28 protein-coding genes and 2 tRNA genes are annotated in these 26,979 nt (G+C 71.8%); 11 read left to right on the top strand and 19 right to left on the bottom strand.

The features are described 5' to 3' along the window. Positions 1-73 precede the first annotated feature (73 nt). From ACZ7CH_RS33655 to ACZ7CH_RS33620, 8 genes are all read right to left on the bottom strand, one after another. The gene (locus ACZ7CH_RS33655; RefSeq protein ID WP_470375783.1) at positions 74-2,995 is read right to left on the bottom strand and encodes an AfsR/SARP family transcriptional regulator; all 2,922 of its coding nucleotides are present in this window, start codon (positions 2,993-2,995) and stop codon (positions 74-76) included. A gap of 232 nt (positions 2,996-3,227) precedes the next feature. Further along, positions 3,228-4,187 carry a transcriptional regulator gene (locus ACZ7CH_RS33650; protein WP_470371864.1) on the bottom strand — a complete coding sequence of 320 codons (960 nt, stop codon included), beginning with the start codon at positions 4,185-4,187 and terminating at the stop codon, positions 3,228-3,230. Between the two features lie 277 nt (positions 4,188-4,464). Continuing rightward, the gene (locus tag ACZ7CH_RS33645; RefSeq protein ID WP_458433832.1) at positions 4,465-4,665 is read right to left on the bottom strand and encodes a ferredoxin; all 201 of its coding nucleotides are present in this window, start codon (positions 4,663-4,665) and stop codon (positions 4,465-4,467) included. Beyond that, positions 4,662-5,855 carry a cytochrome P450 gene (locus tag ACZ7CH_RS33640; protein WP_458433833.1) on the bottom strand — a complete coding sequence of 398 codons (1,194 nt, stop codon included), beginning with the start codon at positions 5,853-5,855 and terminating at the stop codon, positions 4,662-4,664. The genes ACZ7CH_RS33645 and ACZ7CH_RS33640 overlap by 4 nt, the downstream gene beginning before the upstream one ends. 63 nt (positions 5,856-5,918) lie before the next feature. Continuing rightward, positions 5,919-6,500: a TetR/AcrR family transcriptional regulator gene (locus ACZ7CH_RS33635; protein WP_360397208.1), complete on the bottom strand. Its 582-nt coding sequence runs from the start codon at positions 6,498-6,500 to the stop codon at positions 5,919-5,921. A 17-nt stretch (positions 6,501-6,517) separates the two neighbouring features. Further along, positions 6,518-8,407, bottom strand: coding sequence for a bifunctional polysaccharide deacetylase/glycosyltransferase family 2 protein (locus tag ACZ7CH_RS33630; protein WP_458433835.1), 1,890 nt, complete (start codon positions 8,405-8,407; stop codon positions 6,518-6,520). Next, on the bottom strand, positions 8,404-8,529 hold the full coding sequence (locus ACZ7CH_RS33625) for a hypothetical protein (protein ID WP_470375782.1): 126 nt from the start codon (positions 8,527-8,529) through the stop codon (positions 8,404-8,406). Before ACZ7CH_RS33625 ends, ACZ7CH_RS33630 begins: the two co-directional genes overlap by 4 nt. Continuing rightward, a complete protein-coding gene (locus ACZ7CH_RS33620) occupies positions 8,490-8,909 on the bottom strand; it encodes a DUF6542 domain-containing protein (protein ID WP_470375781.1) in 420 nt (139 codons plus the stop codon). The genes ACZ7CH_RS33625 and ACZ7CH_RS33620 overlap by 40 nt, the downstream gene beginning before the upstream one ends. A gap of 35 nt (positions 8,910-8,944) precedes the next feature. On the opposite strand from ACZ7CH_RS33620, the gene ACZ7CH_RS33615 reads away from it, so the two are divergent. Next, positions 8,945-10,003 (top strand): LCP family protein, encoded by a 1,059-nt coding sequence (locus tag ACZ7CH_RS33615; protein ID WP_470375780.1) that lies wholly within the window; start codon positions 8,945-8,947, stop codon positions 10,001-10,003. A gap of 16 nt (positions 10,004-10,019) precedes the next feature. Here the strand turns inward: ACZ7CH_RS33615 and ACZ7CH_RS33610 are convergent, their stop codons facing one another. After that, positions 10,020-12,224, bottom strand: a complete 2,205-nt coding sequence (locus ACZ7CH_RS33610; protein ID WP_470375779.1) for an ATP-binding protein — start codon at positions 12,222-12,224, stop codon at positions 10,020-10,022. A 206-nt stretch (positions 12,225-12,430) separates the two neighbouring features. Here ACZ7CH_RS33610 and ACZ7CH_RS33605 point away from each other — a divergent pair, with 206 nt between their 5' ends. From ACZ7CH_RS33605 to ACZ7CH_RS33585, 5 genes are all read left to right on the top strand, one after another. After that, a complete protein-coding gene (locus ACZ7CH_RS33605) occupies positions 12,431-13,219 on the top strand; it encodes an STAS domain-containing protein (protein ID WP_470375778.1) in 789 nt (262 codons plus the stop codon). Positions 13,220-13,293: 74 nt separating this feature from the next. After that, a complete protein-coding gene (locus tag ACZ7CH_RS33600; protein ID WP_360397201.1) occupies positions 13,294-13,656 on the top strand; it encodes a hypothetical protein in 363 nt (120 codons plus the stop codon). 5 nt (positions 13,657-13,661) lie between these two features. After that, positions 13,662-13,784, top strand: a complete 123-nt coding sequence (locus tag ACZ7CH_RS33595; RefSeq protein ID WP_360397200.1) for a hypothetical protein — start codon at positions 13,662-13,664, stop codon at positions 13,782-13,784. Positions 13,785-13,787: 3 nt separating this feature from the next. Beyond that, complete coding sequence (locus ACZ7CH_RS33590; protein ID WP_470375777.1) at positions 13,788-14,465, top strand: response regulator; 678 nt, start codon at positions 13,788-13,790, stop codon at positions 14,463-14,465. Continuing rightward, a complete protein-coding gene (locus ACZ7CH_RS33585; RefSeq protein ID WP_470375776.1) occupies positions 14,462-15,772 on the top strand; it encodes a HAMP domain-containing sensor histidine kinase in 1,311 nt (436 codons plus the stop codon). Before ACZ7CH_RS33590 ends, ACZ7CH_RS33585 begins: the two co-directional genes overlap by 4 nt. Here ACZ7CH_RS33585 and ACZ7CH_RS33580 read toward each other — a convergent pair. The 3 genes from ACZ7CH_RS33580 to ACZ7CH_RS33570 all read right to left on the bottom strand — a co-directional run bounded on the left by ACZ7CH_RS33580 (position 15,750) and on the right by ACZ7CH_RS33570 (position 18,458). After that, positions 15,750-16,619, bottom strand: coding sequence for an exodeoxyribonuclease III (locus tag ACZ7CH_RS33580; protein ID WP_458433846.1), 870 nt, complete (start codon positions 16,617-16,619; stop codon positions 15,750-15,752). The genes ACZ7CH_RS33585 and ACZ7CH_RS33580 overlap by 23 nt on opposite strands. Positions 16,620-16,719: 100 nt before the next feature. Beyond that, positions 16,720-18,306, bottom strand: coding sequence for a hypothetical protein (locus tag ACZ7CH_RS33575; RefSeq protein WP_470375775.1), 1,587 nt, complete (start codon positions 18,304-18,306; stop codon positions 16,720-16,722). Between the two features lie 77 nt (positions 18,307-18,383). Beyond that, a tRNA-Ile gene (locus ACZ7CH_RS33570) sits at positions 18,384-18,458 on the bottom strand. A 106-nt stretch (positions 18,459-18,564) separates the two neighbouring features. Between ACZ7CH_RS33570 and ACZ7CH_RS33565 the strand changes: the two genes are divergently transcribed. Continuing rightward, positions 18,565-19,026, top strand: a complete 462-nt coding sequence (locus ACZ7CH_RS33565) for a GNAT family N-acetyltransferase (protein ID WP_470375774.1) — start codon at positions 18,565-18,567, stop codon at positions 19,024-19,026. On the opposite strand, the gene ACZ7CH_RS33560 is transcribed toward ACZ7CH_RS33565, so the two are convergent. Both ACZ7CH_RS33560 and ACZ7CH_RS33555 read right to left on the bottom strand, forming a co-directional pair. Then, positions 18,981-19,835 (bottom strand): oxygenase MpaB family protein, encoded by an 855-nt coding sequence (locus tag ACZ7CH_RS33560; RefSeq protein ID WP_470375773.1) that lies wholly within the window; start codon positions 19,833-19,835, stop codon positions 18,981-18,983. The two genes, ACZ7CH_RS33565 and ACZ7CH_RS33560, sit on opposite strands and share 46 nt — an antisense overlap. Positions 19,836-19,902: 67 nt before the next feature. Continuing rightward, a tRNA-Asn gene (locus tag ACZ7CH_RS33555) sits at positions 19,903-19,975 on the bottom strand. A 149-nt stretch (positions 19,976-20,124) separates the two neighbouring features. Here ACZ7CH_RS33555 and ACZ7CH_RS33550 point away from each other — a divergent pair. Beyond that, entirely contained in the window at positions 20,125-20,385 is a 261-nt protein-coding gene (locus ACZ7CH_RS33550; RefSeq protein WP_360397193.1) for a YtxH domain-containing protein, read from the top strand. An 8-nt stretch (positions 20,386-20,393) separates the two neighbouring features. On the opposite strand, the gene ACZ7CH_RS33545 is transcribed toward ACZ7CH_RS33550, so the two are convergent. From ACZ7CH_RS33545 to dnaG, 3 genes are read right to left on the bottom strand one after another with little or no spacing between them, the layout of a single operon-like run. After that, positions 20,394-21,134 carry a trans-aconitate 2-methyltransferase gene (locus tag ACZ7CH_RS33545; protein WP_470375772.1) on the bottom strand — a complete coding sequence of 247 codons (741 nt, stop codon included), beginning with the start codon at positions 21,132-21,134 and terminating at the stop codon, positions 20,394-20,396. 53 nt (positions 21,135-21,187) lie between these two features. Beyond that, complete coding sequence (locus ACZ7CH_RS33540; RefSeq protein WP_360397191.1) at positions 21,188-21,682, bottom strand: hypothetical protein; 495 nt, start codon at positions 21,680-21,682, stop codon at positions 21,188-21,190. Then, positions 21,683-23,569, bottom strand: a complete 1,887-nt coding sequence (gene dnaG / locus ACZ7CH_RS33535; RefSeq protein ID WP_360397190.1) for a DNA primase — start codon at positions 23,567-23,569, stop codon at positions 21,683-21,685. Between the two features lie 40 nt (positions 23,570-23,609). Between dnaG and ACZ7CH_RS33530 the strand changes: the two genes are divergently transcribed. Together ACZ7CH_RS33530 and ACZ7CH_RS33525 are read left to right on the top strand one after the other, a co-directional pair. Then, the gene (locus ACZ7CH_RS33530) at positions 23,610-24,494 is read left to right on the top strand and encodes a sigma-70 family RNA polymerase sigma factor (RefSeq protein ID WP_470375809.1); all 885 of its coding nucleotides are present in this window, start codon (positions 23,610-23,612) and stop codon (positions 24,492-24,494) included. 115 nt (positions 24,495-24,609) lie between these two features. Further along, positions 24,610-25,245 (top strand): dioxygenase family protein, encoded by a 636-nt coding sequence (locus ACZ7CH_RS33525; RefSeq protein ID WP_360397188.1) that lies wholly within the window; start codon positions 24,610-24,612, stop codon positions 25,243-25,245. A gap of 20 nt (positions 25,246-25,265) precedes the next feature. Here the strand turns inward: ACZ7CH_RS33525 and ACZ7CH_RS33520 are convergent, their stop codons facing one another. Then, complete coding sequence (locus tag ACZ7CH_RS33520) at positions 25,266-26,078, bottom strand: class I SAM-dependent methyltransferase (protein ID WP_360397187.1); 813 nt, start codon at positions 26,076-26,078, stop codon at positions 25,266-25,268. A gap of 146 nt (positions 26,079-26,224) precedes the next feature. Here ACZ7CH_RS33520 and ACZ7CH_RS33515 point away from each other — a divergent pair, with 146 nt between their 5' ends. Continuing rightward, complete coding sequence (locus tag ACZ7CH_RS33515; RefSeq protein ID WP_030472123.1) at positions 26,225-26,404, top strand: hypothetical protein; 180 nt, start codon at positions 26,225-26,227, stop codon at positions 26,402-26,404. On the opposite strand, the gene ACZ7CH_RS33510 is transcribed toward ACZ7CH_RS33515, so the two are convergent. Further along, complete coding sequence (locus ACZ7CH_RS33510) at positions 26,401-26,919, bottom strand: Scr1 family TA system antitoxin-like transcriptional regulator (RefSeq protein ID WP_360397186.1); 519 nt, start codon at positions 26,917-26,919, stop codon at positions 26,401-26,403. The genes ACZ7CH_RS33515 and ACZ7CH_RS33510 overlap by 4 nt on opposite strands. Positions 26,920-26,979 lie beyond the last annotated feature (60 nt).

Raw genomic sequence — 26,979 nt, 5'->3', positions numbered from 1 at the left:
GGAGCTGCCAGGCGACATCCGTGCCCCGTCGCCTGGCACCACCGCGCCGCACCACGACGACGTCGAGCCAGGATCAGGACGTCGTGAGCCGCAGTTCGTCCACCTCTGCCTGGAACCCGGCCGCGGTCAGCGTCTCCTCCGCCTGCCGCCAGTGCTCGCGGGCCTCGTCGCCGCGCCCGCACCGCTCCAGCGCGTCGCCCATCACCCGCAGGGACCGCCCCAGCTCCGGCGGCGAGTCCATCTCGCGCGCCGCCTCCAGCGCCAGCCCGGCCAGTCGCAGCGCCTCGTCGGCGGAGGCCGCGAGGCCGGACCGCAGGCGCCACACCCAGATGCGCCCCTGCCGGTCGTCGTGCTCCTCGAAGAACTCCCACGCCGCCGTCAGCTGCTCCTGCGCGGGTGCGACGGCACCGGAGCGCACCAGGGTGTCGGCCAGGAACAACCGGATGTTCGCCGCCATGTCCGGGTCGCCGAGCTTCTGCGCCGCGGCCAGCGACGACCGCAGGAACGCCGCCGACAGGTCGAGCTCGCCGGTGAACTGGTGCAGCCGCCCCAGTTCCAGCGTCGCCATCAGCTCGCTCTGCTCGTCCCCCAGCTGCCCTGCCACGCGCCGCGCCCGTTCCAGGTAGTCCTGCGCCGCGGTCAGACCACCGGCCCGGCGTTCGATGGCGCCCAGCGAGCACAGCACCTCGACCTCGCCGTGCGGGTTGCCGGCGGCCACGAACCGGGTCATCGCCTCCCGGTGCGCGGCGCGGGCCTCCCGCGAGCGGCCGCTCCACTCGTGCATCCACCCCATGCCGTACCAGCCGTACGCCTCGCCCCACACGTCCCCGGCCGCCGCGAAGCCCTCCTGCGCCGACCGGAACTCCGCCGACGCGCCGGCGTAGTCGTGCAGCCGGGCGCGCAGGATTCCGCGCTGCTGGTGCAGCACCGGCTTCAGCGCGGCCGAACCGCACGCGAGGCCGATGTCGTTGATCTGCTCCCAGTCGTCGAAGCGGGCCCGCAGGTCGCAGAACGCCGACGAGCGGATCGCGAGCTGTGCCGCCAGGTCGCCGAGGCCCAGCGCGGCGGCCTGGGTCAGGACCGCCCCGATGTTCAGCCACTCCGCGTCGAACCACTCGGCGGCGTCGCCCAGGTCGAACGGCTCCAGCGCCCGCGGGGCCAGGCGGACGCCCTGGTGCGGCAGGTCGGCGTCGGCGCGCGTGACGAGGTCGAGCCAGCGTTCGACCAACGGCTTCAGCGCGGTGGCCGGGTCCTCGTCGGCGGCTTCCCGGCCGAACGCGCGCAGCAGGTCGTGCAGGCGGTAGCGGACCTGGCCGAGGGCGTCACGGCCCGCGTAGTCGACGAGGCGGGCGTCGACGAGGGCCTCGACGTGGTCCTCCGCGTCGTCGAGGTCCAGGCCCAGCAACGGCGCCGCCACCCAGGCCGGGAAGTCCGGTGTGTCGACCAGCGACAGCAGCCGGAACGCGCGGCGGTGCGTCTCGTCGAGGCCGTCGTAGGACAGGGCCAGCGACGCGCGCACGTCGAGGTCGCCCAGCGAGAGCTCGTCGAAGCGGCGGCGTTCGTCGGACAGGCGGCCCGCGAGCTTCGCGAGCTGCCAGTGCGGGCGGGCGACCAGCCGGGCCGCGGCGACCCGCAACGCCAGCGGCAGCCGCCCGCAGTAGGTCACGATCGCTTGCGCGGCACCGGGTTCCGCGGCGACCCTGACGTCCCCCAGCGCGGACCGCAGCAGGCCCAGCGCGTCCGCGGGCGGCAGCACGTCCAGCGGGACGACGTGCGCGGCCTCCAAGCCCGCGAGCGCGGCCCGTGACGTCACCAGCGCCGCACCGGACGTCGTGCCCGGCAACAACGGCCGCACCTGGGCCTCGTTGACCGCGTTGTCCAGCACGACCAGGACCCGCCGGTCCGACAGCAGGTCGCGGTACAGGTCGACCCGGTCGTCCACAGTGGACGGGATCGCGCCGCCGGACACGCCGAGGCCGCGCAGCAACCGGTCCAGCGCCGCCGCGGGCTCCACCGGCTTCTGCTCACCGCCGCGCAGGTTCAGGTACAGCTGGCCGTCCGGGAACGCGTCGCGCACCAGGTGTGCGCAGTGCACCGCCAGCGAGGTCTTGCCGACGCCGCCGGACCCGGTGACCGTCCACGTGCCACCGCCGCGCAACCCGGTCGTCAGCCGCGCCACCTCGTCCGCGCGGCCGGAGAAGTCGCCGACCGCGGGCGGCAGCCACGACGGTCCCGCCTGGACGGCCACCGGTGCGGAAGACCCCGCCAGCACCTCCATGTGCAGCGCGCGCAGCTCGGCGTTCGGGTCGATGCCCAGCTCCTCCGCCAGCACCTCGCCGGCCCTGCGGTACACGTCGAGCGCCTGCGCCTGCTGGCCGGTGCGGTGCAGGGCGAGCATGAGCTGGTACCAGAAGCGTTCCCGCAGCGGGTGGTGCGCGACCAGCGACCGCAGCTCGTCGACGAGCTGGTCGTGCCGTCCCAGCTGGAGCTCGGCGTCGTTGCGCCGCTCCAGCACCTCCCAGCGCTGCTCGTTGAGCCGCTGCACGTCGGTCTGCTCCACGCGCAGCGACGACAGCTGGTCGAGCGCCGGTCCCCGCCACAGCGCCGCCGCCTCACCGAGCAGCCGCGCCTCGGTCTCCAGGTCCGGTGCCCGGCGTGCCTCAGCGCGCAACCGCTGGAACGTCAGCAGGTCGAGCTGGTCGTCCCCGACGTGGATCGAGTAGCCGGTCGGCCACGTGCGCACGAGCTTGCGGTCCGTGAAGTCGTCCAACGACTGCCTCAAGCGCATGACGTACGTCTGCAACGTCGCGCGCGCCGAACCGGAAGGCTCCTCGCCCCACAGGTGTTCCATCAGCTCGTAGAACGACACGGGCGCGTTGGGCTTCATCAGCAACGCGGCGAGCAGAACGCGCTGTTTGGCCGAGCGCAGTTCCACCGGTCGGCCCGAGTCGAGGACCTGCAACGATCCGAGAACCTTGAACTCCCACCGCGGCATGGCGCAGATCCTAACCAGCCGGTAACCCGGGGTGTCAGCGAAATGTCAGCGGGTGACGTGATGCTTCTCGCCCAGGAAGCGGTCAACCTCCGGTGCCTCCGGCGCGTTGTCGTCGGCCGCTGATCCCGTGACCGGGAGCGGTTCCTGTGGCCCCCAGCCGGGTGCCGCTCCTGCCTTGCCGTCGCCGGGCCCGAAGCCCGAACCTCTCCTCGGGCCCGGCGACGCCTTCCGCTCAGGCGGCGCCGCGCGACGCCGACATGAACGTCCCCAGCCGCGCGGACAGCTCGTCGGCGGCCTCGTTGCCCCGCAGCCGTTCGACCTCCTGCCGCAACGGCCGCATCCGGTCCCGCGTGCGCACCGACCGGATCGGCCAGGACACCTCGATCGCCCGGACGCCGGCGGCGCGCGCCGGCTCGGGTTCGTTCTGCAGCAGGTAGTTCATCGACAGCGCGGCCAGGCGGAACGACTGGCTGCGCGCCGCGTCCTCACCGCCGGAGGCGATCGCGCGCGTCAGCAACGGGATCGCGGTCCGCCCGTACTTCACGTCGCACGTGCGCGCCAGTTCCGTGTGCACCATCCCGCCGATGGACACCAGGTCGGCCTGGTCGAAGAAACGAGCCCACGGCGGTGCGTCTTCGTTGGACGCACGGTCGAACTCTTCTTCTGCGCGCGCGAACTGGCGCAAGGCGTGCTTTTCGGCGCCCATCTTCGCGAACGCCCACGCCTCGTTGGCGTGCAGAATGGACACGGCCAAGGTGGAACCGCTGGCCTGTGCGATGGGCAGTCCGCGCTGGAACGACGCCAAGGCGTCCTCGGCGAGGTCGTAGTGCAGGTGCACGCGTCCCATGCGGTAGAGGATGTTGGCCTCCAACGCGCTGTTGCCGGACGCGCGCGCGAGGTCCATCGCACGGCCGAAGTGCACGTGCGCGGACTCCAGCAGGCCCATGTCGAACGACGCCCAGCCGGCCAGGTTGTGCAGGTCGGCGATGGCCACCTGCAACCGGTGCAGCACCCGGCTGGACGGCCCGGTGTCGAGCAGCGGGTTCGCCCAGTTCAGCAACGCCACGCAGGCGTCGCGGCAGGCACCGCCGCCGTGCTCGTGGTCGAGTGCCCGCAGCGCACCGGTCAGTGCCTCCACGTGCCGTGCGTCGGTCTTGTCCACGCGCACGGGAACTGCGTCGCCGTTGAACATCGCTGGCCCTCCTGACGTGCGCCGGCCACCTGTCGCCAGGTACCCGTCGCACACCGCCGGTACTCACCGCGCCGCCGCCACCATCTCGCTGTCCGGCCTGGTCGGGAAGGGTCTTTCGGCTCCCTGGACCGGCGTGAGCGCGACCGCCACGACGTTGTGGCGGCCGCGCTCACGATTCTGGACGGACGGCATGACCGGGAAGGGGCCAACGAGGTGTCAGCGGTCGGCGGCTGAATCCATTCCCGGTGACGACGGCTCACCGGAACGGCCGATCAGGTCACTCTTGCAGGGTCACCACCTGGGCGGGGCACCTCTCCACCGCGTCACGCACCCCCGGCAGCAGACCGGCCGCCGGCTCGGGCACCAGCACGACGCCGATGCCGTCGTCGTCGCGCTGGTCGAACACGTCCGGTGCGGCGAGCACGCACTGGCCCGCCCCGATGCACCTGGTCTGGTCGATCCGGACGACCGCGCTCACCACACCACCGGGATCTCTGCCGCGCCGTAGGTGATCATGTCGTTGCGGTAGGTCAGCTCCGTGACCGGCACGGCCGGGCGCAGGTTCGGGAACCGCTCGAACAACGACCGCAGGCCGATCTGCAGCTCCGCGCGGGCGAGGTTCGCGCCCAGGCACTGGTGCGGGCCGAAGCCGAACCCGAGGTGCGACACGGCGTCGCGTTCGAGGTCGAGCTCGTCGGCGCGCGGGCAGAGCTCCTCGTCGAGGTTCGCCATCAGCGACACGCTCACCCACTCACCGGCCTTGATCAGCACGCCGTCGACCTCGACGTCCTCGGTCGCCCGCCGGGTGAGGCCGGGACCGCCGAGGGAGCCGACGGTGTAGCGCATGAGCTCCTCGACGACCACGTCGGCGCGGCTCGGGTCGCGCTGCAGGACCGCCAGCTGGTCGGGGCGCTCGAACAGGTGCAGCGTGAACAGGCCGAGGAAGTTCGACGTGGTCTCGTGCCCGGCCGCGAGCAGCCCGATGCAGAGGAAGATCAGCTCTTCCATGCTGAAGTCGGTGTCGTTGGCCATCAGGCCGATCAGGTCGTCGTTCGTGCCCGCAGCCTTCTTCGCGGCGACGATCGGCGCGAGCACCTGGGAGAGCTTGGTCGCGTGCGCGATGTACTCGTCCTTGGAGCCGTTCTTGCCGAACAGGTCGCCGGCGGTGGCCTGGAACAGCTCCTGGTGCTCCGGCGGCACGCCCAGCAGCTCGGCGATCACCAGCGACGGCAGCGGCAGGCACAGCGAGGTGACCAGGTCGGCCGGTGCGCCCTTGGCCTCCATCGCGTCCAGGTGCTCGTCGACGATCTCCTGGATGCGCGGACGCAGCTGGTTCATCCGCTTGACCATGAACCCGCGTGAGAGGGGACGGCGCAGGCGCAGGTGCGCGTCGCCGTCGATGCCGTTGATGTTGCCCGGCTGGTCGGCGTCGAGGACGGGTTCGCCCTCGTCGGTGCGCATCTCCGGCTGACCGCCCTTGCGGGTGCTGAAGCGCGGGTCGGAGAGCACCTTGCGGACACCGGAGTAGCTGGAGACGACCCACGCCTCGACGCCGTTGGGCCACAGCATCCTGACCGGGCCGCCGGAGACGGCGTCGGCGAAGCCGGTCGGCGACTGGAGGGGGTGGTCGCGTTCGTGGTGGACGGGGCAGACGGCAGCTTCGGTCACGGGTGTTCCCTTCAACAGAACAAATCTGTTCTTTTGGATCCACGACCGAACGTAGCGCAGCGGCTACTCCTTGACGAGTGGTTCGGTGGCGAAGGACCTGCCGATCAGCGGTCGCAGCAGGCCGTCGACGATCCCGCCGACCACGTCGGCCTCCTCCGACCGCAGCACGAACGTCGAGACCAGCGCCGTCATGAGCACGTCGGCGTCGAGGTCGCGCGGCAGCTCACCGCGGTCCTTCGCCCGCACGACGGCCACCTGCAGCTGCTCGGTGTAGACGCGGTCGACGTGCTCTTCGCGCAGGCGCACCAGGTCGGCGTCCTGCCGGCTGCCCTCCAGCAGCCCGAGGAAGATCCCCGTCAGGTCGAACGGCCTCGGCTCGCCCCACGACCGCATGATCGCCCGCACGTCCTCCACGAACGAGCCCTCGTCCGGCTGGGCGAGCACCGGCATGTTCGCCCTCAGCGCGTCGACGATCAGCCGCGCCTTCGACGGCCAGCGCTGGTACAGGCTCGCCTTGCTCGCCCTGGCGCGGCTCGCGACGAGGTCCATGTTGAACCGGGCGTAGCCGACGTCGGCGAACACGTGGAGCACGGCGGCGAACACCTCCTGCTGCCGTGCGGGCGTGTCGAGAGGCGTGCGGCCCACCCTGGTCCCCTCCGGTCTCAAGTGCGGGCCACGCTACCGCCGGGTGCGTCCGCGAGCCGACCCGTGCGCCGGACCGACATCCACCTGAGCTGAGTTCCGTGCAGGGCCGTGACCAACGACTGGATCACCACCGCGTACATCAACTGCCGGTACACCACCTGCTGCAACGGGTACGCCCACAACGGTTTCACCGACTCACCGTCCAGCCGCAGCGCGTATCCCGCACTCGCGGTCTGCAGCAGGAGGAACACGGTCCACACGATGAACGCCAGCGGCGCGTCCGCGACGATGAACCCGTACAGCACGTAGAGGTCCATCACCGGTGCGAGCAGCGGCAGCAGCAGGTGGAACGCCAGCAGGTAGAGCAACCCGAACCGGCCCATCGGCCCGTTCTCCAGCAACGCGCCGCGGTGCTTCCACATCGCCTGGAACGTGCCGTAGGACCACCGGTACCGCTGCCGGAACAGCCCGTGCACGGTCACCGGCGCCTCGGTCCACGCCTTGGCCTGCGGCCGGTACGCCACCCGCCAGCCCGCCCGCGTGACCGCCATCGTCAGGTCGGTGTCCTCGGCCAGCGTGTGCTCCGGCACGCCGCCGACGTCGGTGAGCGCCGACCGCCGGAACGCCCCCACCGCACCGGGCACGGTCGGGATGCACCGCAGCGCGTGCAGGATCTGCCGGTCCAGGTTGGACCCCGCGCAGTACTCCAGGTGCTGCCAGCGACCGAGCAGGCCCTGCCGGTTGCCGACCTTCGCGTTGCCCGCCACCGCGCCGACCCCGCTGTCGGCGAACGGCTGCACGAGCTGGCCGATCGTGTCCGGTTCGAAGACCGTGTCGCCGTCGAGCAGCACCAGCACGTCGTGGCGGGCGGCCCGGACACCCGCGTTCAGCGCGGCCGGCTTGCCCTGGTTGTCCTGGCGCAGGACGGTGACGCCGGGCAGGCCCAGCTCCTCGGCGCGGTCGGCGGTGCCGTCGGTCGAGCCGTCGTCGACGACGACCACCTCCACGTCGGCGAGGTGGTCGTTCGCGGCGATCGACCGGACGGTGGCCGCGATGTTCACGGCCTCGTTGTACGCCGGGATGATCACCGACACCGGTGGCGCGGTCCACGGCGGCGGCGCGTGCTCGCTCTCCCGGCGCAGGCGGCGGTCGGTGTGCGCGAGGCCGAGCTGCATCAGCGTGCGCAGGATGCCGAGCAGCGCCGCCACGGCGATCGCCGTGCCCATCACCGCGACGACCGCACCCCCGTTGCGCTGCGCCCACCCGGTGACGGCGCCGGTGAAGCGTTCGGCCGGGCCCGCCGCGGTCACGCCGTCCCCGAGCTGCGCGAACCGCAGGCCGGGGGTGCGCGCCAGCTGCCGGGCGATGTCCGCGCCGATGCTGCCGTCGTCGTGCAGCCGGACCACGCCGCGGCCCTGCGCCAGCGACATCCGCACCAGCGTGCCGATGTCCTGGTGCTCGCGGTCACCGCTGTCGACCTCGACCGGCGCGCCGACCAGTCGCGTGTGGACACCCAGCACGTCGGCGAGCGCGGCCTGCGCGAACGCGAGGTCGAGCGGGTTCACCCAGTCGCCCTCGGTGCGGAAGCCGTCGATGCCGATCCGGTGCCCCTCTGCCGCGATCCTGGCCGTCACCTCCGGATTGCGGGTGACCTGCGTGCCCAGCACGAAGAAGGTCGCTTTCACGTCGGCCTCCCGCAACGCGTCGAGCAGGTGCGGTGTCCACTTCGGATCAGGGCCGCCGTGGAACGCCAGCGCGACCGTGCGATCGGGCAGCTCGTGCACCGCGTGCGGTGCGGGCACCGGCTCGGGCCTCAGCGCGGCGTGGGCGTGGAACGACACCACGCACAGCAGCACCAGGAGCCCGAGCAGGATCGACAGCCAGTGCAACCGGGGCGTGCGCCTCACCACACCGCCAGCAGCGTGCCGCCGACCACCGCGGCGAACACCACCAGCCCGCCCGCGAGCGTCACGCTGGCCAGCTTCGCCACTACCCGTCTGCCGCCGTTGCCGTCGACGAAGACCTGCATGTCCGATTCCCCCCAGAAACCGTGCGGACGACCGCGACCACCACGGCCGCGCCGACCGATGCCGCGAGCCACGGGAACCCGTTGACGAACCACGGGACCGCTGCCGCGGCGACCTCCTCGCTGCTTCCCCAGAACGACTGCCCCGTCGCCAGCCGCTGCCACACCGCGTTGCCCGCGGCGAGGACGACGAAGACGACCGGTGGCGCCGGTGCCACCGTCCACAACCCCACCCGGCGCACGAGCACCGAGGCGACCACGGCGCCCCCCACCAGCCAGACGCCGAAGGGCCACCCGAGGTTGTCCCCGTCCACCCAGAGACCCACCTGGGCGAACACCGTGAGCATCGCGAGCGCCGCCAAACCCGGCAGCTGCACCCCCATGAGCACGTAGAATAGTCGAGGGGATGGGGGATCTCATGAGTTCTGCCGGCCGCTTCCGGCGTGCCTGCCACGTGATCCTGCGCACGGCGTGGGTGCTGGTGTGCGCCGCGGTGCTCGTCGTGGCGGGCGTCGCGTGGTCGACGGTGGCCACGATCTCGACCGGGGTGGAGCGCTCCCACGCCATCGCCGCCGACGCGCCGCGGTCGGTGTCCGGGCGCAATGTCTTGATCATGGGCCTGACCACCCGGCTCGACCTGCACGGCGAACCGCTGCCCGACGACGTGCTGCGGCGGCTGCAGGCCGGCGAGAGCGACCGGGGCGGGTACAACGCGAACACGCTGATCCTGCTGCACCTGCCGGCGTCCGGTCCGGCCGTGGCGATGTCCGTGCCGCGCGACAACCTCGTCCCGCTGGCCTCCGGCGGTGAGGGCAAGGTCAAGGAGGCCTACGGACGCGCGAAGATCGCCGAGGAGGACCGGCTGCGCGCCGCGGGCATGGCGGACAAGCGCCGGCTGGAACGCGCGGGCCGCGAAGCCGGTCGGCGGGCCCAGGTGCAGACCGTGTCGGCGTTCCTCGACCAACCGATCGACCACCTCGTGGAGATCTCGCTGATCGGTTTCTTCCACATCGCGGAGGGCCTCGGCGGCGTGGACGTGTGCCTGCGGAACGCGACGGCGGACCCGTTGTCGGGTGCGGACTTCCCGGCGGGCCCGCAGCACCTCGACGCGGGCCAGGCGCTGTCGTTCGTGCGGCAGCGCCACGGGCTGCCCGGCGGCGACCTCGCCCGCACCCGGCGCCAGCAGGCGTTCCTGTCGGCCGTGGCACGGCGGCTGAAGGACCCGGCGGCGGTCCCGGCGATGATCGACACGGCCAAGCAGGACGTGGTGCTCGACGCGGGCCTCGACCTGGCCGAGCTGGCCGGGAACCTGCCGTCCGAGGTCCGGTTCGACACGCTGCCGGTCGAGGGCGGCGCGCACGTCGGCGGGCAGGACGTGAACCGCGTCGACCAGGAGAAGGTGCGGGCGAAGGTCACCGAGCTGGCGACCGCTCCCCCACCACCCCCACCGAACGACGGCGTCCCCTGCGTCGACTAACGCGCCCCCGTGCTGCTCAGGTGCGGCGTTCGGTTACCCACGTCGCGATCTGCGCCCGTGACGTGAACCCGAGCTTCTGCAGGATGCGTTCGACGTGGCCCTCCGCGGTCCGCCGCGCGATCACCAGCCGGGCCGCGATCTCCTTGTTCGACATGCCGCCGGCGATCAGGTCGGCCACCTGCTGCTCGCGGCGGGTCAACGGGGTGGGCGGCTCGACCGGCTCCGGTTCCGCCGGCTCCTCACCGATGGCGAACGCGAGCGCGTCCTCCAGCTCCAGGTCCATGCCGTGCCGGAACGCCACCCGGAACTCCGCCTCGCCCAGCGCCGTGACGACCGCCGACTCGCACTCCCCGTGCGGCGTGCCGAAGTAGCGGGAGCCGAACATCGGGTAGCCGACCGACCGCCAGATCTCGCTGGTCGCACCGAGCAGCGTCGCCGCGCGCCGGGCGTTGCCCTGCGAGGCGGCGATCCAGGCCAGCACCTCCATGCCGAGCACGATGCCGAGCAGGTCGTGGAACGTGCGCTTGATCCGCAGGCAGTCGCGGCCCAGCGCGTCCGCCCGCGCGAGGTCGCCGCTGGCCCACGCGCACAACGCGAGCACGTAGATGGCGTACGCCTGCGCCCACAGCTCGCCGTGCTCCTCGCCCACGGCCTTCGCCTCGACGCAGAGCCGTTCCGCGGTGGCGAAGTCGCGGCGGAAGGTAGCGGAGATCGCGAGCTCGATGCCCGCGAGCATGGTGTGGCTGTTGACCGCGCCGAGGCTGCGGTAGCGCCTCCTGGCCTCCTCGAACAGCTCGTCGGCCAGGTCCAGGTCATCGCCGACGAGGTGGGTGCAGGCCAGCCGGTGGGTGGCGTAGGCGAGCGCCGACTCGTCACCGGCCGTGCGCGCGTAGTCGCGGCACTCGTCGAGCATGCGCACCGAGGTGGCGATGTCGCCCTGCAACGTGGCCACGTAGCCGTTGACCCACAGGGCCTTGGCCCGCACCGGGCCGGTCGCGGACGTCTGGAGGGCGCGGTCGAGCCAGTGCCGGCCCTCGCCGAGCATCCCGCAGCCCGCCCAGTAGAACCACAGCGTGCCGGCGAGGTGGACGCAGTGGTCGCCGGCGGCGGAGAAGCAGAAGTCCAGCGCGGACCGGAGGTTCGCGTTCTCCAGGTGGGTCAGCGCGAAGATCCGCGGCTGGGCCGGGCCGAACCACTCCTCCTCGCGCCGCCGGGCCCACTCGATGTAGTGGTCGCGGTGCCGTTCGCGCAGCACCTGCTCGCACCCGGCGGAGCGCAGCTTGTCCAAGCCGTACTGGCGCAACGGCTCCAGCAGCCGGAACCGGGTGCCGGACGGGTGCTGCTCGGCCACCACCACGGACTTGTCGACCAGACCGGCCAGCGACCGCATGACCTCGTGGGTGTTCACGCTCTCACCGGAGCACACCCGTTCCGCGGCCTCCAGGTCGAACGTGCCGGAGAACACCGACGCGCGCGCCCACAGCACCTGTTCGGCGCGGGTGCACAGGTGGAAGCTCCAGTCCACCGCCGCCTGCAGCGTCTGGTGCCGCGGGTCGCCCCCGCGCCGTCCGTCGCCGAGCACCCGGAACGTGTCGTCCAACCTGGACAGCAGGTGGTCGAGCGTCAGCACCCGCAACCGCACCGCGGCCAGTTCGATGGCCAGTGGGATTCCACCCAGCAGCGCGCAGATCTGGCTCACCGCGGCGTGGTTGGCCGCCGTGATCGCGAACCCCGGCTCGACGGCGGCCGCGCGTTCGGCGAACAGGTCCAGCGCCGGGTCCCGCGGCAGCGGCGCGACCTGCCACAGGTGCTCACCGTCCACGCCGAGGCGTTCCCGGCTGGTCGCGAGCACGCGCAGGCCGGGCACACCGCGCAGCAGCCCGTCCACCAGGTCGGCGATCGCGCCGACGACGTGCTCGCAGTTGTCCAGCACCACCAGCACCTGCCGGTCGCGCAGGTGTTCCACCAGGACGGTCCGGTGCCGGCGGACCGTGTCGTCGTGCACCCCCAACGACTCCAGCACGGTGTGCACGACCAGGTCCGGGTCGTTCAGCCCGCCCAGCTCCACGAACCACACGCCGTCGGGGAACGCCCGGCGCAGCTCGGCCGCTGCCCGCAGCGCGAGCCGGGTCTTGCCCACCCCGCCGACCCCCGTCAGGGTGACCAGGCGCGACTCCGCCAGGAGTCTCCTGACCTCGGCGACATCCTGTTTCCTGCCCACAAAAGCAGTGGTGTCGGCAGGCAGGTTGCCTTTGCGACTCGGGGAAAGTGCGCTGCCCACACCGCACCCTAGGTCGGTGCGATCGGCCGCTGCAACGCGGTCCCCCGGAGGTACCAACGCCGGAACACGGGTAGTTACCCCCTAGGGCGACCGGGTCGTGACAGCCAGTGTGGGAGGGGAGCCCGCGTTCCGGGGAGGGAAGGACCATGACCGCTGACACCGCCGCGCACGGTCTCGACGTCGGCCTCCGGGAGCAGAGCGGCGTGCTGGTGGTGCGTTTCACCGGCCGCCTGGACTGGTCCACGTACCTGCGCGTGCAGGACGTGCTGCTCGACTGCGCCACCAGGGAGCTGGTCGGCGTCGTCGTCGAGCTCGACGGCCTCGTGGCCGAGTCGCCCGCGCTGCTCGTGGTGTTCGACGTGGTGTGGCTGTCGGCGGCGCGCTGGCCGGGCATCTCGCTGAGCCTCGTCGTGGGCGACCACCGGTTGCGGTCGACGCTGGGGGCGCGCGGTCTGCCGCGGCACATCCCGCTGCACGCCACCACGGAGGCCGCACTCGCGAACGTGACCCGTTTGCAGCACGAGGACCGAGTGGACGCCGTGCTGCCCACGTGCCGGTGTGCGCCGCATGTGGCAGAGCGCATCACCGAGCGCGCGTGCGAACGGTGGGGCGTGCAGGCGTTGCTGGACGTGGCGCCGCAGCTGGCCGTGGAGCTCGTGTCGCACGTCGAGGACGAGCAGCCGGTCTCGTTGTTGCTGCGCATGCGTGGTGACAAGTTGTCCGTGGCGGTGCGCACGACCGCACGGCTTGACCTCAGGCAGTGGAACACCATGCGGCGCAACGTCGCGTCCATCGCCGTCTGCAACTTCACCATGGGTGAGACGCCGGCCGGGGGCGGACGGCACGTCATCTGGGCGTTGCTCGACGTGCCGCAGGACAGCCGGCGCCGTCCCGCCGCGTTCGGCGAGACCGTCGCCTTCACCCACCCGGCCTAACCCCTCCTGGTCTTTGCAGAACCCGAACATCCGCCGGACCTGCCTCTGACGGCGGGCCGCCATCGTTCTGCGTCATGGACATTTCACGAATCGGCGTGGTCGTCGCCGGACTGCTGCTGCTCGGCGCGGGCACCGCGTCGGCCCAGGAACCGGTCACGATCAGCCCGGAGAAGGTGCGCAAGATCTGCGAGCAGCGCGTGCCGCGGGTCGAGGCCAAGGTCAAGGCGCTGACCGACAGGATCAACGGCACGCCCGAGACGCTCGGCTCGACCAAGTGGCTGGAGCAGAAGGCGGCCGACGCGCGCAAGGCCGGCAACACGGCGCGTGCGGACGTGCTGGACGCGCGGGTGAAGCTGCGCGCGGCCCAGCTCGTGCGGCTCGGCCAGGCCGGTGAGCGGGTGGCGAGGTTCAAGTCCGAGCACTGCGGTGCCAAGTGAGGTGGGTGGCCGCGCTCGCGTTGCTGGTCTCGCTGACGGCGTGCCGGGGTGAGGAGCCGGCCCCCGACCTCGATGCTGTGGAATCGACGCTGAACAGCATCGAGTCCGAGATCGACCAACCGGGGTGAGCAGTGGAACGTGGCCTGGTTCTCGTCGTGGAGGACGAACCGGCGATCGCCGAGCTCGTGGCCCTCTACCTGCGGCGCGACGGGTTCGGCGTGCACCTGGAGGCAGCGGGGAACGCGGCACTGGCCGCGGTCCGCTCGCTCGCGCCGGTCGCGGTCGTGCTGGACGTGGGCCTGCCGGGGATGAGCGGCATCGAGGTCTGCCGCGCGCTGCGGGCGGCGGGCGACTGGACGCCGGTGCTGTTCGTGACCGCGCGCGACGACGAGGTCGACCGGCTGCTCGGGCTGGAGCTCGGCGCGGACGACTACGTCACCAAGCCGTTCAGCCCGCGCGAGCTCGCGCTGCGGGTCCGCACGGTGCTGCGCAGGGCCACGCCCGCCGCGACCGCCACCGAGGCGCTGCGGGTGGGTGACGTGCGGCTGGACGTCGGGGAACGCCGCGCGTGGGCCGGCTCCGCCGAGGTCTCCCTGACCTCGACGGAGTTCGGCCTGCTCGCCCACCTGATGCGGCACCCGCGCCGGGTGTTCTCCCGCGAGCAGCTGCTGAGCGCGGTGTGGGGGTACTCGTCCGCGGCCGGGACGCGCACGGTCGACGTGCACATCGCCCAGCTGCGCGCGAAGTTCGGCGCCTCCAGTCCTATCCGGACAGTGCGCGGCGTCGGCTACTCGGCGGACGCGTCGTGAACCTCGCCACCCGGATCGCGTTGCTGTGCCTGGGGGTCGCGTTCGTCGCGGTCCTCGTCGCCGGGTTCGTGTCCACGCGCCTGGTGCTGAGCACCTCCCGCGAGGTGAGCCGCGAGATCCTGGCGAACCAGGCCGACGTCGTCGCGGGCCAGGTGTCGAACAGGCGGGTCGAGCAGGTGCTGGAGGGGCAGGGCATCGCGATCGTCACGGTGTCCGCGGCCGGTGAGGTGTCCGGCCAGGACAAGGCTGCCGTGCGGGCCGCACGCGCCGTGCACGCCGAGGAGGTCCTCACCGGGAAACCGGTGTCGAAGACGAGCGGGCGGCTGCTGGTCGAGGCGCGGCCGTCCGGTGGCGGCGGGTTCGCGCTGGTGCAGGAGACCGAGACGGGCGGCAACGCGCGTGCGCTGGTCCGCAACGTCCTGTTCGCGCTCGCCATCGGGTTGGTCGTGGCCTGCGTGGCCGGGTTGGCGCTGGGCACGGTGCTGGCGCGGCCGTTGCGCCGGGTCGCCGGGGTCGCGCACGCGATGAGCGGTGGCCGGCGGGACCTGCGCGTGCCGGTGTCCGGCCCGTACGAGCTGGCCGAGGTGTCGAGGTCGGTGAACGACCTCGCGGACGCGTTGCAGCGCAGCGAGTCCCGGCAGCGCGACTTCCTGCTGTCGGTGTCGCACGAGCTGCGCACGCCGCTGACCGCCGTCACCGGGTTCGCCGAGTCGCTGGCCGACGGCGTGGTCACCGGCGAGCAGGTGGCCCCGGTCGGCGCGGTGGTCCTGTCCGAGGCCCGCCGGCTGGACCGGCTCGTGTCCGACCTGCTCGACCTGGCCCGCCTGGGCGCCGACGACTTCCGCCTCGACCTCGCCGCCGTCGAGCTGGTCCCCGTGGTCCGCTCGGCCGCCGAGGTGTGGCACGCCCGCTGCCACGCGGCCGGCGTGCGGTTCTCGGTCGACGTCACGGCCTCCCCGGTGGTGCGCGCGGACCCCCGGCGGCTGCGCCAGGTGATCGACGGCCTGCTGGAGAACGCCCTGCGCGTGACGCCCGCGGGCCGCCCGGTCGTGCTCGCGGTGTCGTCGGTGCTGGAGGTGCGCGACGGCGGCCCCGGCCTGGCACCGGAGGACTACCCCGTGGCGTTCGACCGCGGCGTGCTGCACGCCCGCTACCAGCAGACCCGCCCGGTCGGCACCGGTGTGGGCCTGGCGCTGGTGCACGGCCTGGTCACCCGGATGGGCGGCACGATCACGGCGGGCCCCGCACCGGAGGGCGGGGCCGCGTTCACCGTGGCCCTGCCGCTCACTTCGCCTGGGGCAGCTTGACCTTCTTCTTCGCGCCCGGAGCCGACGGCGGCGGCACGACGGGCCCGATGTCGCCGTCCGGCGCCTCGTCGAGGTCGACGACGACCGGCGCGTGGTCGCTCGGTCCGGTGCCCTTGCGCGCGTGCCGGTCGATCCACGCGGCCTTCGCCCGCGGCGCCACCCCGTCGCTCGCCAGGACCAGGTCGATCCGCATGCCCAGGTCGCGGTGGAACATGCCGGCCCGGTAGTCCCAGTAGCTGAAGATCCGCTCGTCCGGCCACCGCTCGCGCACGACGTCGTGGAACCCGAGCGCCTCGATCGCCCGCAGCGCCGCCCGTTCCGGCTCCGTCACGTGCGTGTGCCCGGCGAAGGCGTCGGGGTCGAACACGTCGGCGTCCGCGGGGGCGATGTTGATGTCACCGCAGACCAGCGCGTCCGCCGGCCCGGCTGCGAGCACGTCCCTGAGTGCGGCGAGCCACTCCAGCTTGTACTTGTAGTGGTCCGACTCCGGCTCACGCCCGTTCGGCACGTACAGCGAATGCACCCGCACACCACCACACGTGGCGGCCACGGCCCGTGCCTCCTGGTGCGGGAACCCCGGCGCACCGGCGACACCGACCTCCACGTCCTCCAGCCCGACGCGCGACAGGATCGCAACCCCGTTCCACTGCGTCTCGCCGAACACCGCGACCTGGTACCCGCGCTGCTCCAGCTCCGCGCCGAGCAGGGCGGTGAAGGCGTCGTCGGCCAGCTTGGTCTCCTGCAGGCACACCACGTCCGGCTGCCGCTGGTCCAGCCACGGCAAGAGCCTCGGCACGCGTTGCTTGACGGAGTTCACGTTCCAGGTCGCCACTCGCACCCCGACCACGGTAGTCACAAGCCCTGGAGCCCGCATGGAGCCGGGTGACGGGCCTGGTCAGGCGGACGGTCCGTCCTCAGTGGACTCCCATCGCGCTGCGGCCGGGAGGTCAGCTCGCCACGGCCAGCCACTCGGTCGGCACCACTCCTGCGGAGCGCAGCCGGCGGGCCTGCTCCGCACCCGGTGCACCGGCGTGTTCCAGCGCGGCCCACGCCAGCAGCCGCACCTCGGCGGACGGCCCGTCCACGCAGAACGCCGCGAGCTCGGCCGCCGCCTCCCCGGCGTCCCTGGCCGCGACCCAGGCAGCCAGGACCGGTTCGGCGACCTCCGGTGCGCAGGGCTCCACCGCCTCGCACACCTCCTCCAGCGGGAACTGCGCGAACTCCTCCACGGACGGCGCGTCGAACCCCTCCGCGCGCAACGCCCGCTGCACAGCCCACCGGCCGAGGGGTGTCAGCCGGGCGAGGGTGAGGTCGGGATCATCGTTGCCGGACAGCTCGATGATCTCGGCGTGCTCCTCCGCGTCCGCGGACACCGCCAGCTCGACCACCCCCAGCACCGCCAGGGCCCCGAGCACAGCGGCGAAATCCCGCCGCCACATCACCTCCCGGGCACCGGCCGGCAACCCGCCGACCTCGAACCACGCGGACACCGCGTGGTGAGCGCTCTCCGCCAGCAGCTCCACCGGTACCGGTGCCCCGCCTGCCGGGTAGAGGCCCAGCCACAGGTCCAGCAGCACCTCCCGCAGCGCCAGCCCGAGCGGAGAGGGTGCCTCGGGCCCCAGCCCGCCGTACGCCTCGAACGCCCGCCACCACAGCTCCACCGGCCGGTCCAGGAGGCCGGCCGCACTCTTGACCGCCACGAGCCTGCCCTTGACCACCCGGACCAGGCGAACGGCCCTGGCCCAGGCCACCAGCAGCGACACCTCCGGCAGGTCCTCGCTGCCGCGCGCCCGTTCCGCACCCGGCTCGTCCAGTCCCAGCAGCACTGCCAGCTCACGGGCGTCCGCAACGAGCAGGTGCTTCGTGGTCGTCACCGCACGACCGGCACCCACCCACGTCACCAGCGTCCGCAACCGGGTCACCACCCCGGTGGCCTCCGCCAGTGCCGCGAGCTCGCCATCGGGCGGAACGGGCACCGGCGGCAACGGCCCCGGCGCACCCCCGCCGAACTCGGGGAGGAGGAGCAGGTCGGCTCCACCGCCGTCCGCGTGCCTGCGCATGATCTCGGCCAGCACGTCCTCGTCGTACTCGACCGCACCGGCCTGAACCGCCAGCAGGAAGTCGCGGACGTCGTCCTCGTCCTCGGGGTCGACGCCGTTCTCGATCATCCGGGTCGCCCAGAACTTCGCCGGCCCGTAGTTGCGCTCGTCCGCCATCCTGGCCAGGAACTCCGGAGCGCTCCGGTCGATCGCCGCGTGCAGCTCGCCCCCGTTCCACTCCTCGTCACCGCGGGTCGCGGTCAGGAAGTCGGCCCAGTGGTGCAGCGTGGTCAGCACACCCGGCCAGTGCGGCCGCTCCAGCGTGGCCTTCCGCGGGAACCATTCGAGCAGGAGCACCTCGACGTGCGGAACCCGTGCGTCCAGCGCCGCCTCTACGACGAAGAGGTCGACCTCGAGCCCCCGCCCTGCAGCCCAGTCACCGAACTCGGCCACCAGCTCGTCGACCTGCTCTTCCCGCGGTTCCAGGACATCCACGGAGTCATCCACCTTCCACGCCATCCGGCGCTGACCAGCACCCGACCGCGCCAGAAGATCCGCGCCAGACGAACCGGTGGGGCAGGTCGGATTCGAACCGACAACCTGACAGATTATGAGTCTGCTGCTCTGACCGGTTGAGCTACTGCCCCCTGCGCAGCGGCCGTCCGCACGGCTGCGCACTGCGTGAAGGAGGATACCGATCACGCCGATCAGGCCTTGCGCGCCCCCGTGGCGAGCGCCACATAGGCTGCACGCGTGCGTTTGACCCTCCGCGACTTCACGCCGGCGGACGAGGCCGAGGTGCTGCGGCTGTTCGCCGCCTGCGACGACTGGTTCCAGGCCGCCACGGGGCACCCGTCCGGGCCCGGCGACGTGCAGGGGTTGTTCTACGCGTTGCCGGAGGGGGCCGCGTTCGAGCAGAAGCACCTGCTGGTCGCCGAGGCCGAGGGCATGATCGGGTTCGTGGACCTGGTGGTCGACCATCCGGAGCCGGGGCACGCGAGCATCGGGTTCTTCCTGGTGCCGGGCGACCTGCGGCGGTGGGGCATCGGCAGCGAGATGGTCAGGGCGCTGCGCGAGCGGTTCCCGGCGGTCACGCGGGTGCAGGCCGGGCTCAGCGACTTCGAGCCCGGCGTCGAGTTCCTGAGGGCGATGGGGTTCGTGCTGAACGGTCAGCGGGCGGTGCTGGAGCTCGCGCCGAGGTCCGAGAGCCGGTAGCCCTTCGGGTAGCCGGGGTAGGTGCGGTTGCGGGCGTTCGTGAGCTTCAACGTGCGGCGCACGGGCATGTGGCGCACCACGGCGGCACGGGTGCGCAAGGCGAAACGGCCGAGGGCGCTGAGCCACGCCGGGGCCGCGGTGAAGCCGAACGCGCGGATCATCGGCTGGTCGAGCAGCGCGACCACGGCCCGTGCGACCGCCGGGCGGACCGCTGCCGGGTACCACGAGCAGAACAGGTCCAGGGTGTACTGGCCGATGCGGCGGTTCGAGGGCGCGTAGACGAAGTGCCGGTCCTCGTAGGCCTTCTTGAACGCGCGGTACTCGGCGAAGTCCGCGGGGATGTCGCGGATGCCCATGCGCGCGCCGACCGCGCGGTAGAAGTGGAACGCGGCCAGTTGCTCGTTGCGTGAGAGAGGACGCCAGCCGTATTGGGTGAGCCAGTCGATCGGGTCGTAGATGAACGTGGCGAGCACGTACCGCATGTCGTCGTTGGAGATGTCGTAACGGCCGTGCTGCCGGTTGACGACCCGCAGGGCCTCGCGGCCGCGCGGGGAGTCGTAGCCGTGTTCGATGAGCTCGGCCATCAGCACGGCGGTGTCGTCGTAGCGCTTCTGCGGGCGGCGTTCGAACTCGCCGGTGCGTTCCAGCAGACCGGAGATCGTGGGGACGCAGTAGGTGCGGAACAGCGCGAACTCCAGCGCCTTCTGGTAGTCCCACGGGAACTCCAGGCCGGCGGAGATGCGCAGGACCTCCTGGTGGTCGGCCACCGGGTCCAGCGAGGTGATGCGGCGGAGGTTCGCGAAGCGCATGGCCCCAAGGTCACGCATGGGCCTCGAAACCAAAAGACCCCAGTCGGATGACCAGGGCCTTGAGAAGCTCCCCCAACTGGACTCGAACCAGTAACCCTGCGATTAACAGTCGCATGCTCTGCCAATTGAGCTATGGGGGAATGTTCTGTTGTCTCCGTCAGGCTTGGTTCCTCCTGACAGTGGGTAACTCTACATGAGGCTGGAAACGGGTTCTGCAGGCACCCCCCGTTTAGCCCAGGAACACCACTTGACCAGGCCTGTTACGGGAGGGAACCGGATGATGAAGGCCATGCTGATCGGAGCGGCCGTCGGCTACGTGCTCGGAGCGAAGGCCGGGCGGGAGCGCTACGACCAGATCGTGCGCGCCTGGCACCGGCTCACCGAAAGCCCGACCGTGCGCAAAGCCGCTGGTACGGCCAAGGACAAGGCGTTCGAGGCAGCTCACATCGCCAAGGAGAAGTCGGTCGAGGCCGCGCACGTCGCCAAGGAGAAGGCGCCCTGGACCAAGGAGAAGACCACCACCTGGTCCAACGGGCAGCCGGTGACCTGAGACGGTCGTCACACCTGAGCGACCACGAAGATCCGCCTGAACGGGAACCACGTCGTGCCGTCGGCTCGCCGCGGGTAGGCCTCGCGCAGCCGCGGTGCCAGCTCCGCGACGTACGCGTCGTAGTCCGAAGAGGACAGCGCGGCCCGCACCGGCCGCAACGCCGTGCCGGAGACCCACTCCAGCACGGGGTCCGCGCCGGAGAGCCGCTGCACGTACGTGGTTTCCCAGGCGTCCACGGAGGAGCAGCCGGCCAGCAGCTCGGCGTACTCGACCGGCTGCAGCACCGGCTGCTCGGCCCGGAAGACGTGCGCCAGCCGCTCACCCGCGACCTCCCGGATCAACCGGTGCGAGGCGTCGGCGTAGTTGCCGGGCACCTGGAACGCGAGCCACGCCCCCTCGGGCAGCACGGCCGCCCACCTCTGCGCGATCACGGGGTGTGACGCAATCCACTGGAGCACCGCGTTGGACACCACGACATCGGTGTCGGACGGCGGCTCCCAGGTCGTGACGTCATCCACCCACGCGTCCACACCGGCCCGCCGCGCGGCCTCGACCATCTCCGGCGACGAGTCGAACGCCTCGACCACGGCGCCCGGCCACCGCTCGCGCAGCGACACCGTCAGGTTGCCGGGGCCGCAGCCCACGTCGACCACGCGCCGCGGCGACTCCGCCCGCACGCGCGCCAGGAGCTCGTAGAACGGCCGCGCCCGGTGATCGGCGAAGGCCAGGTACTGCGCCGGATCCCACATGCCGCTTACAGTACACGCGTACTGCTAGCGCGCCAGCTCTTGCGTGAACAGCGCTAACGCGGCTGCTTCTCGACGAACGCCGTCACCGCCGCCCGCACCGCCGCCTCGTCCACCCCGGCGTCACCGCGGGCCTGCCACACCGACCCGTCCCGTCCCGGGATCTTCCGCTGCAGGACCCACACCCCGGGCGGGTCCACGCGTTCCCGGTGCCGGATCGACCCCTCGACCCGCTGCGAGATCGCGCGCATCACCCGGCCGGGTTCCTCCAGCGCGAACCGTTGCGGCGCAAGGTCTTCCAGCAGCACCACGGACTCGACGACGTCGGCTTCGCGGGCCTCCACGACCCGCAGCGAGCTCTCCCACTTCACCTTGCTGACCAGGTGCCAGCCGATCCGCCGCGGTCCCGGCACCCACAGCCCCAGCGACGTCACGACGAGGTGCCCGCCACCGGTGACGGCGGCCCACGCCACCACGGTCTCCTCGGGCTCCAACGTCCCGTCGAACCCGTCCGGCGCTCCGGAGCCGAACAACCGCTTCCACAAGCCCATCTACAGCACCCCGGCGCTCTGCTGCAGCAGTGCCTTGCGGTACTCCTCCAGCGCCACCAGGTCGCCCCACAGCGCCCGGTACTCGTCGGCGTCCTTGATCGGGGACAGGCGTCGCAGCCGCGACTTCACGTCCTCGATCTGCTTGCTCACCTGCACCTCCTGCAGGCGCGCGATGACCATCGACACGTAGCGGAACTCGTCGTCCTGCTTGACCGCCAGCGGTTCCACGGCCAGCTCCGTCAGCACCGACCGCACCGACGCGTGCGAGCAGTTCTGCGAGATCGCGTCCAGGTACGCCGTGCCCGCCAGACCGGACGAGGCGCCGCCGGCCGCGCGGATCGCGCGGTGCAGAGCCACGTAGGCCGGGTCGGTGAACGCCTCGTCGGGCAGCGAGTCGTACAGCGGGCCCGCGTACTCGGGCAGCCGCAGCGCCACCTTCAGCACCTCGCGTTCGGGCACCAGGCGGGGATCGCGCGGGTTCGGGCGTGCGGGGCCGTCGACGTCGACGGACAGCGCCATCTGGTTCGGGTCCGCGCGCGGCGCCACGGCCGGGGCCTTGCCGCCCGCGACCTGGCGCACCCGGCGCACGACCATGGCCTCGTCGTCCCAGCCCACCCACCAGGCCAGGCGCGTGGCGTAGCCGTCGCGCTTGGCGCGGTCCTTGATCTGCGCGACGAACGGCACCATCTTCTTCAGCGCCTCCACGCGGCCGTCGACCGAGTCGAGGTCGTAGGAGCGCAGCTGGGCCTTGATGGCGAACTCGATCAACGGCGTGCGGCGGGCCACCAGGTCGCGCACGGCCACGTCGCCCTTGGCCTGCCGCAGCTCGCACGGGTCCATGCCGTCGGGCGCCACCGCGATGTAGGTCTGCGCGGAGAACTGCTGCTCGCCCTCGAACGCCTTCAGCGCCGCCTTCTGGCCGGCCTCGTCGCCGTCGAAGGTGAAGATGACCTCGCCGTTCACGTCGTCGTCGATCAGCAGCCTGCGCAGCACGTTCATGTGGTCGGTGCCGAACGCCGTGCCGCACGAGGCGACCGCGGTCGGGACGCCGGCCAGGTGCATGGCCATCACGTCGGTGTAGCCCTCGACGATCACAGCCTGCTTGCGCTTGGCGATCTCCCGCTTGGCCTGGTCGAGGCCGAACAGCACCTGCGACTTCTTGTAGATCATCGACTCGCTGGTGTTGAGGTACTTCGCCTGGATCGGGTCGTCGTCGAAGATCCGCCGCGCGCCGAAGCCGACGACCTCGCCGCCGATGTCCCTGATCGGCCACAGCAGCCGCCGGTGGAACCGGTCGATCGGGCCCTGGCGACCCTCCTTGACCAGCTGCGACTTGATCAGCTCCGCCAGCTCGAAGCCGCGGCCCAGCAGGTGTTTGGTGAGCTTGTCCCAGCCGCCGGGGGCGTAGCCGCAGCCGAACTGGCGCGCCGCTGCCTCGTCGAACCCGCGCTCGGCGAGGAACTCGCGGGCCGGCTGGGCCTCGGGCGTCGCGAGCTGCTCCGCGTACCACTCGGCGGCCGCCTTGTGCGCCTCGATGAGCCGGCTGCGCGTGCCCCGGTCGCGCTGGATCGTGTTGCCGCCGCCCTCGTAGGTGAGCTGGATGCCCGCCCGGTCGGCGAGCCGCTCGACGGCCTCCACGAACGACAGGTGCTCGACCTTCATCACGAAGGCGATCACGTCGCCGCCCTCGCCGCAGCCGAAGCAGTGGAACGTGCCGTGCGACGGGCGCACGTTGAACGACGGCGTCTTCTCGTCGTGGAAGGGGCACAGGCCCTTCAACGCTCCCCCGCCTGCCCGCTTGAGCGACACCTGGTCGCCCACGACCTCGTCGATGCGGCTGCGTTCACGCACCAACGCGATGTCGCTTTCCCTGATGCGTCCTGCCACACCCCGAGTCTACGGCCTGCCGAAATCCGGCAGTGGCAGACTGCACCCCGTGACCGCGGCCGACGTCTTCGCACTGCACCGCACGCACCTGATCGGCGTGGCCTACCGGCTGACCGGCAGCGTCGCCGACGCCGAGGACGCGGTGCAGGAGGCGTGGCCGAAGTTCGCCAAGGCCGTGGGTCTGGACGACGCCCGCGCGTGGCTCACCACCGTCGTGAGCCGCATCTGCCTGGACCGGCTGCGGTCGGCGGCCGTGCGCCGGAAGACGTACGTGGGCTCGTGGCTGCCCGAGCCGCTGCTCACGACCGGTGAGGCGGACGACCCGCTGGCGTCGGTCGTGCAGGCGGACGGCGTGCGCATGGCCGCGCTCGTGGTGCTCGACCGGCTCACGCCCGACCAGCGCGTGGCGTTCGTGCTGCACGACGCGTTCTCCCTGCCGTTCAGCGAGATCGCCGACGTGCTCGGCGTCTCGGAGGCCTCCGCTCGCCAGCACGCCTCCCGTGCGCGCAAGGCCGTGGCCGGTGCCGAACCGCCGCCCCGCTCGGCGCTCGCCGAGCAGCAGGAGGTGCTGGAGAAGTTCCTGCACGCCATGTCGAGCGGTGACATCGACGCCGTCTTGGGCCTGCTGCACCCGCAGGCGGTCATGGTCGGCGACGGCGGCGGCAAGGCGCGCACCGCGGTCCACACGGTCACCGGCGCGGAGAAGATCGCCCGCTTCTTCTTCGGCCTCATGCGCAAGTACGGCTTCGACCGGGACGGCATGCCGGAGCTGCGGCCCACGCTCGTCAACGGCGAGCTGGGGGTGGTCATGGCCGCGACGGGCGAGGCGTCCCGGCGCGTGATCACCATGGCCGTGCACGACGGCAAGGTGCACGCGGTCTACGACATGGCGAACCCGGACAAGCTCGCCCACGTGGTGTTCTGACCGCGTTTTTTGGTCTGGACCACAACTGGTCCCTGGATCGTTTCGCCGCTTACGTTCGGACGAGTTGGCCAGCCCAAGCCCCCCTGCCGCGGGTTGCAACCACCGGAGTCCGAACATGCCCGAACACGACGAGATCCCCACCCGCCGGGCGTTCCTGGCGACCGCCACCAGCGCGGCCGCCGTGGTCGCACTGACCGCCGCCGGCACCACGACGGCGCGCAGCGCCCCTCTTCCCCTGACCCCGACCTGCGTCGATGACGACGACACCCCGTCGAACATCGAAGGCCCCTACTTCAAGCGCAACTCCCCGCAGCGCACGAACCTGCGCACGCCCGGTGTCACCGGGATCGTGCTGAGCCTCACCGGGTTCGTGTACACGATGAAGTGCGCGCCGATCCAGAACGCCCTGCTGGACTTCTGGCAGGCCGACGACCGCGGCGTGTACGACAACACGACCTTCAAGATGCGCGGCCACCAGTTCACGAACGCCTCCGGCGCCTACGTGCTGGAGACGATCATCCCGAAGGACTACCCCGGCCGGACCCCGCACATCCACGTGAAGGTGCAGGCCCGCGGCGGCCCGATCCTCACCACGCAGCTGTTCTTCCCGGACAACCTGCGGGCGTACGGGATGAACGTGGCCTGGCTGAACCGGCGCGACGCCTACCTCGACCGCGAGTGCGAGGTCGCGCTCGGGCCGCTGGTGGGCAACCGGTACACCGCCAAGTTCGACTTCGTCGTCGAAGGCTGACGATGTGGCCGCACGGGTGATCACCACCGCATCCGCAGCACCTTCCCGACGTCGCGGAGCTTCGGGATCGCGCTGACGAGCTTCAGCTGGACCCTGCCGGACCTGGGCAACGCGCCCAGGTGCGGCAGGTCCACGCTGCGCAGCGCGTCCACCGTGGTCAGTCCGGGGTGCAGCGCCTCGACCTCGCGCGGGTCGTCGACGCCCCAGTGCAACGTCGCCCCGGCGTTGCGCACGGCCGGGACGAGCCGCTGGAGCTTGATCCCCCACGTGCCGTAGACGTCGAACAGCAGCTCGCCGGTCTCGAACCGCTCGGTGACGCGCCGGACCAGCGCGTGCCCCTCGGCACGGGTGAGGTACATCGACAGGCCCTCGAACACGACGACGACCGGGCGGGCAGGCGACACGGCGTCGAGCCACCCGTCGTCGGTGACCGACCCGGCGACGAGCCGGTACTCGCCGGTCGGCACCGGCAGCAGCTTGTGCCGCAACGCCACCACGTCCGGCAGGTCGACGTCCACCCACCGCACGGTGTCGGGCCGGTCCAGCCGGTGCACGCGCGTGTCGAGGCCGCACGCGAGGTGCAGGACGGTGCACGACGGGGTGCGCCGGAGGAAGTCGGCGGTCCAGTCGTCGAGCACCTTCGCCCTGATGGCGACGCCGACGGCGCTGGTGGTGGTCATGCCGGTCCTGGTGAAGTCGTAGTCGATCCGGTCGACCGCGCGGCGGGCCTCCACGTCGTGCAGCACGGAGGCCGCCCGCTCGCTGTCCAGGGCCCTGCCGTACAGCGTGGCGAGCATGGTCTCCTGCGCACCGGTGAGCGTGATCTTCTCCACGTCTCCCAGTGTGCCGGGGTCCGGCAGGCGTCCCCACCGGCGAACCCCCTTGGTCCTCGTCCTGGCCGGTGCACGGGGCAGCTCCGCGGAATGTGACACCTTTGGGTGACTGGGTCGTGGACCTGGCAGCTCATAGGGTCCAGTTCATGAGCAACGACTTCGTGCTGGACATCGACCACGAGTCGGCCGGCCTGCTGGCGGGAACGCTGCTGGCGGGCGACTCGTGCGCGGTCCCGGTGCGGCACCAGAACGTCCGCCTGCTGCTGTGCGCGCTGCCCGGCGAGGACGGGATGCGGCTCTTCCTGCGGCGCAACACCCCGAACTAGCGGTCGTAGACGGCCACGTACTCCATGAGGAGGTCGCGGGAGCGTTCGTTGTCGAGCGCCACGTCGTGCAACCGGCGGAAGGCGCACACGCACCGTTCGACGGTCGCGGTGTCGCTGGCCGTGACCCAGTTCGCCAGGTAGACGAGCGGAGGTTCGTGGGCGTACTGGATGAGCGCCACGTCGGTCCCGATGGCCGCTGCCCCGCCCGCACTGGCCGGCACGACCCTGATCGACGGGGCGTGGAACAGCAGGTGCAGGACCTGGTCCTCCATCAGCCGGTTGCCGCCGACGACGGTGCGCAGCGCGTACTCGTGGATGAAGAAGACGCAGTGCGGCAGCACGCCGTCGCGCAGCAGCTCCGGCGTGGGTGCGAGCCCGAGCGCGGCCGTCAGCGCCTTCGAGTAGCACTCGGTGCGCAGCAGGACCGGGATGGTGACGCCGCTGAAGCAGGTGATCCGCGTGGCGCCCGCGGCCGCGAGCACGACGTACTGCTCACCGGCACCGTGCTGGGTCATGCCAGAACGGTAAGGGCAAGATCATGATCTCGCCGCGCGAAACGCTCGCTCTACAGGGCG

The sequence above is a fragment of the Lentzea sp. NPDC037011 genome (assembly GCF_055607425.1).
Note: the sequence above shows the minus strand (reverse complement) of the source record. Positions and strands in the feature narration are given on the sequence as shown.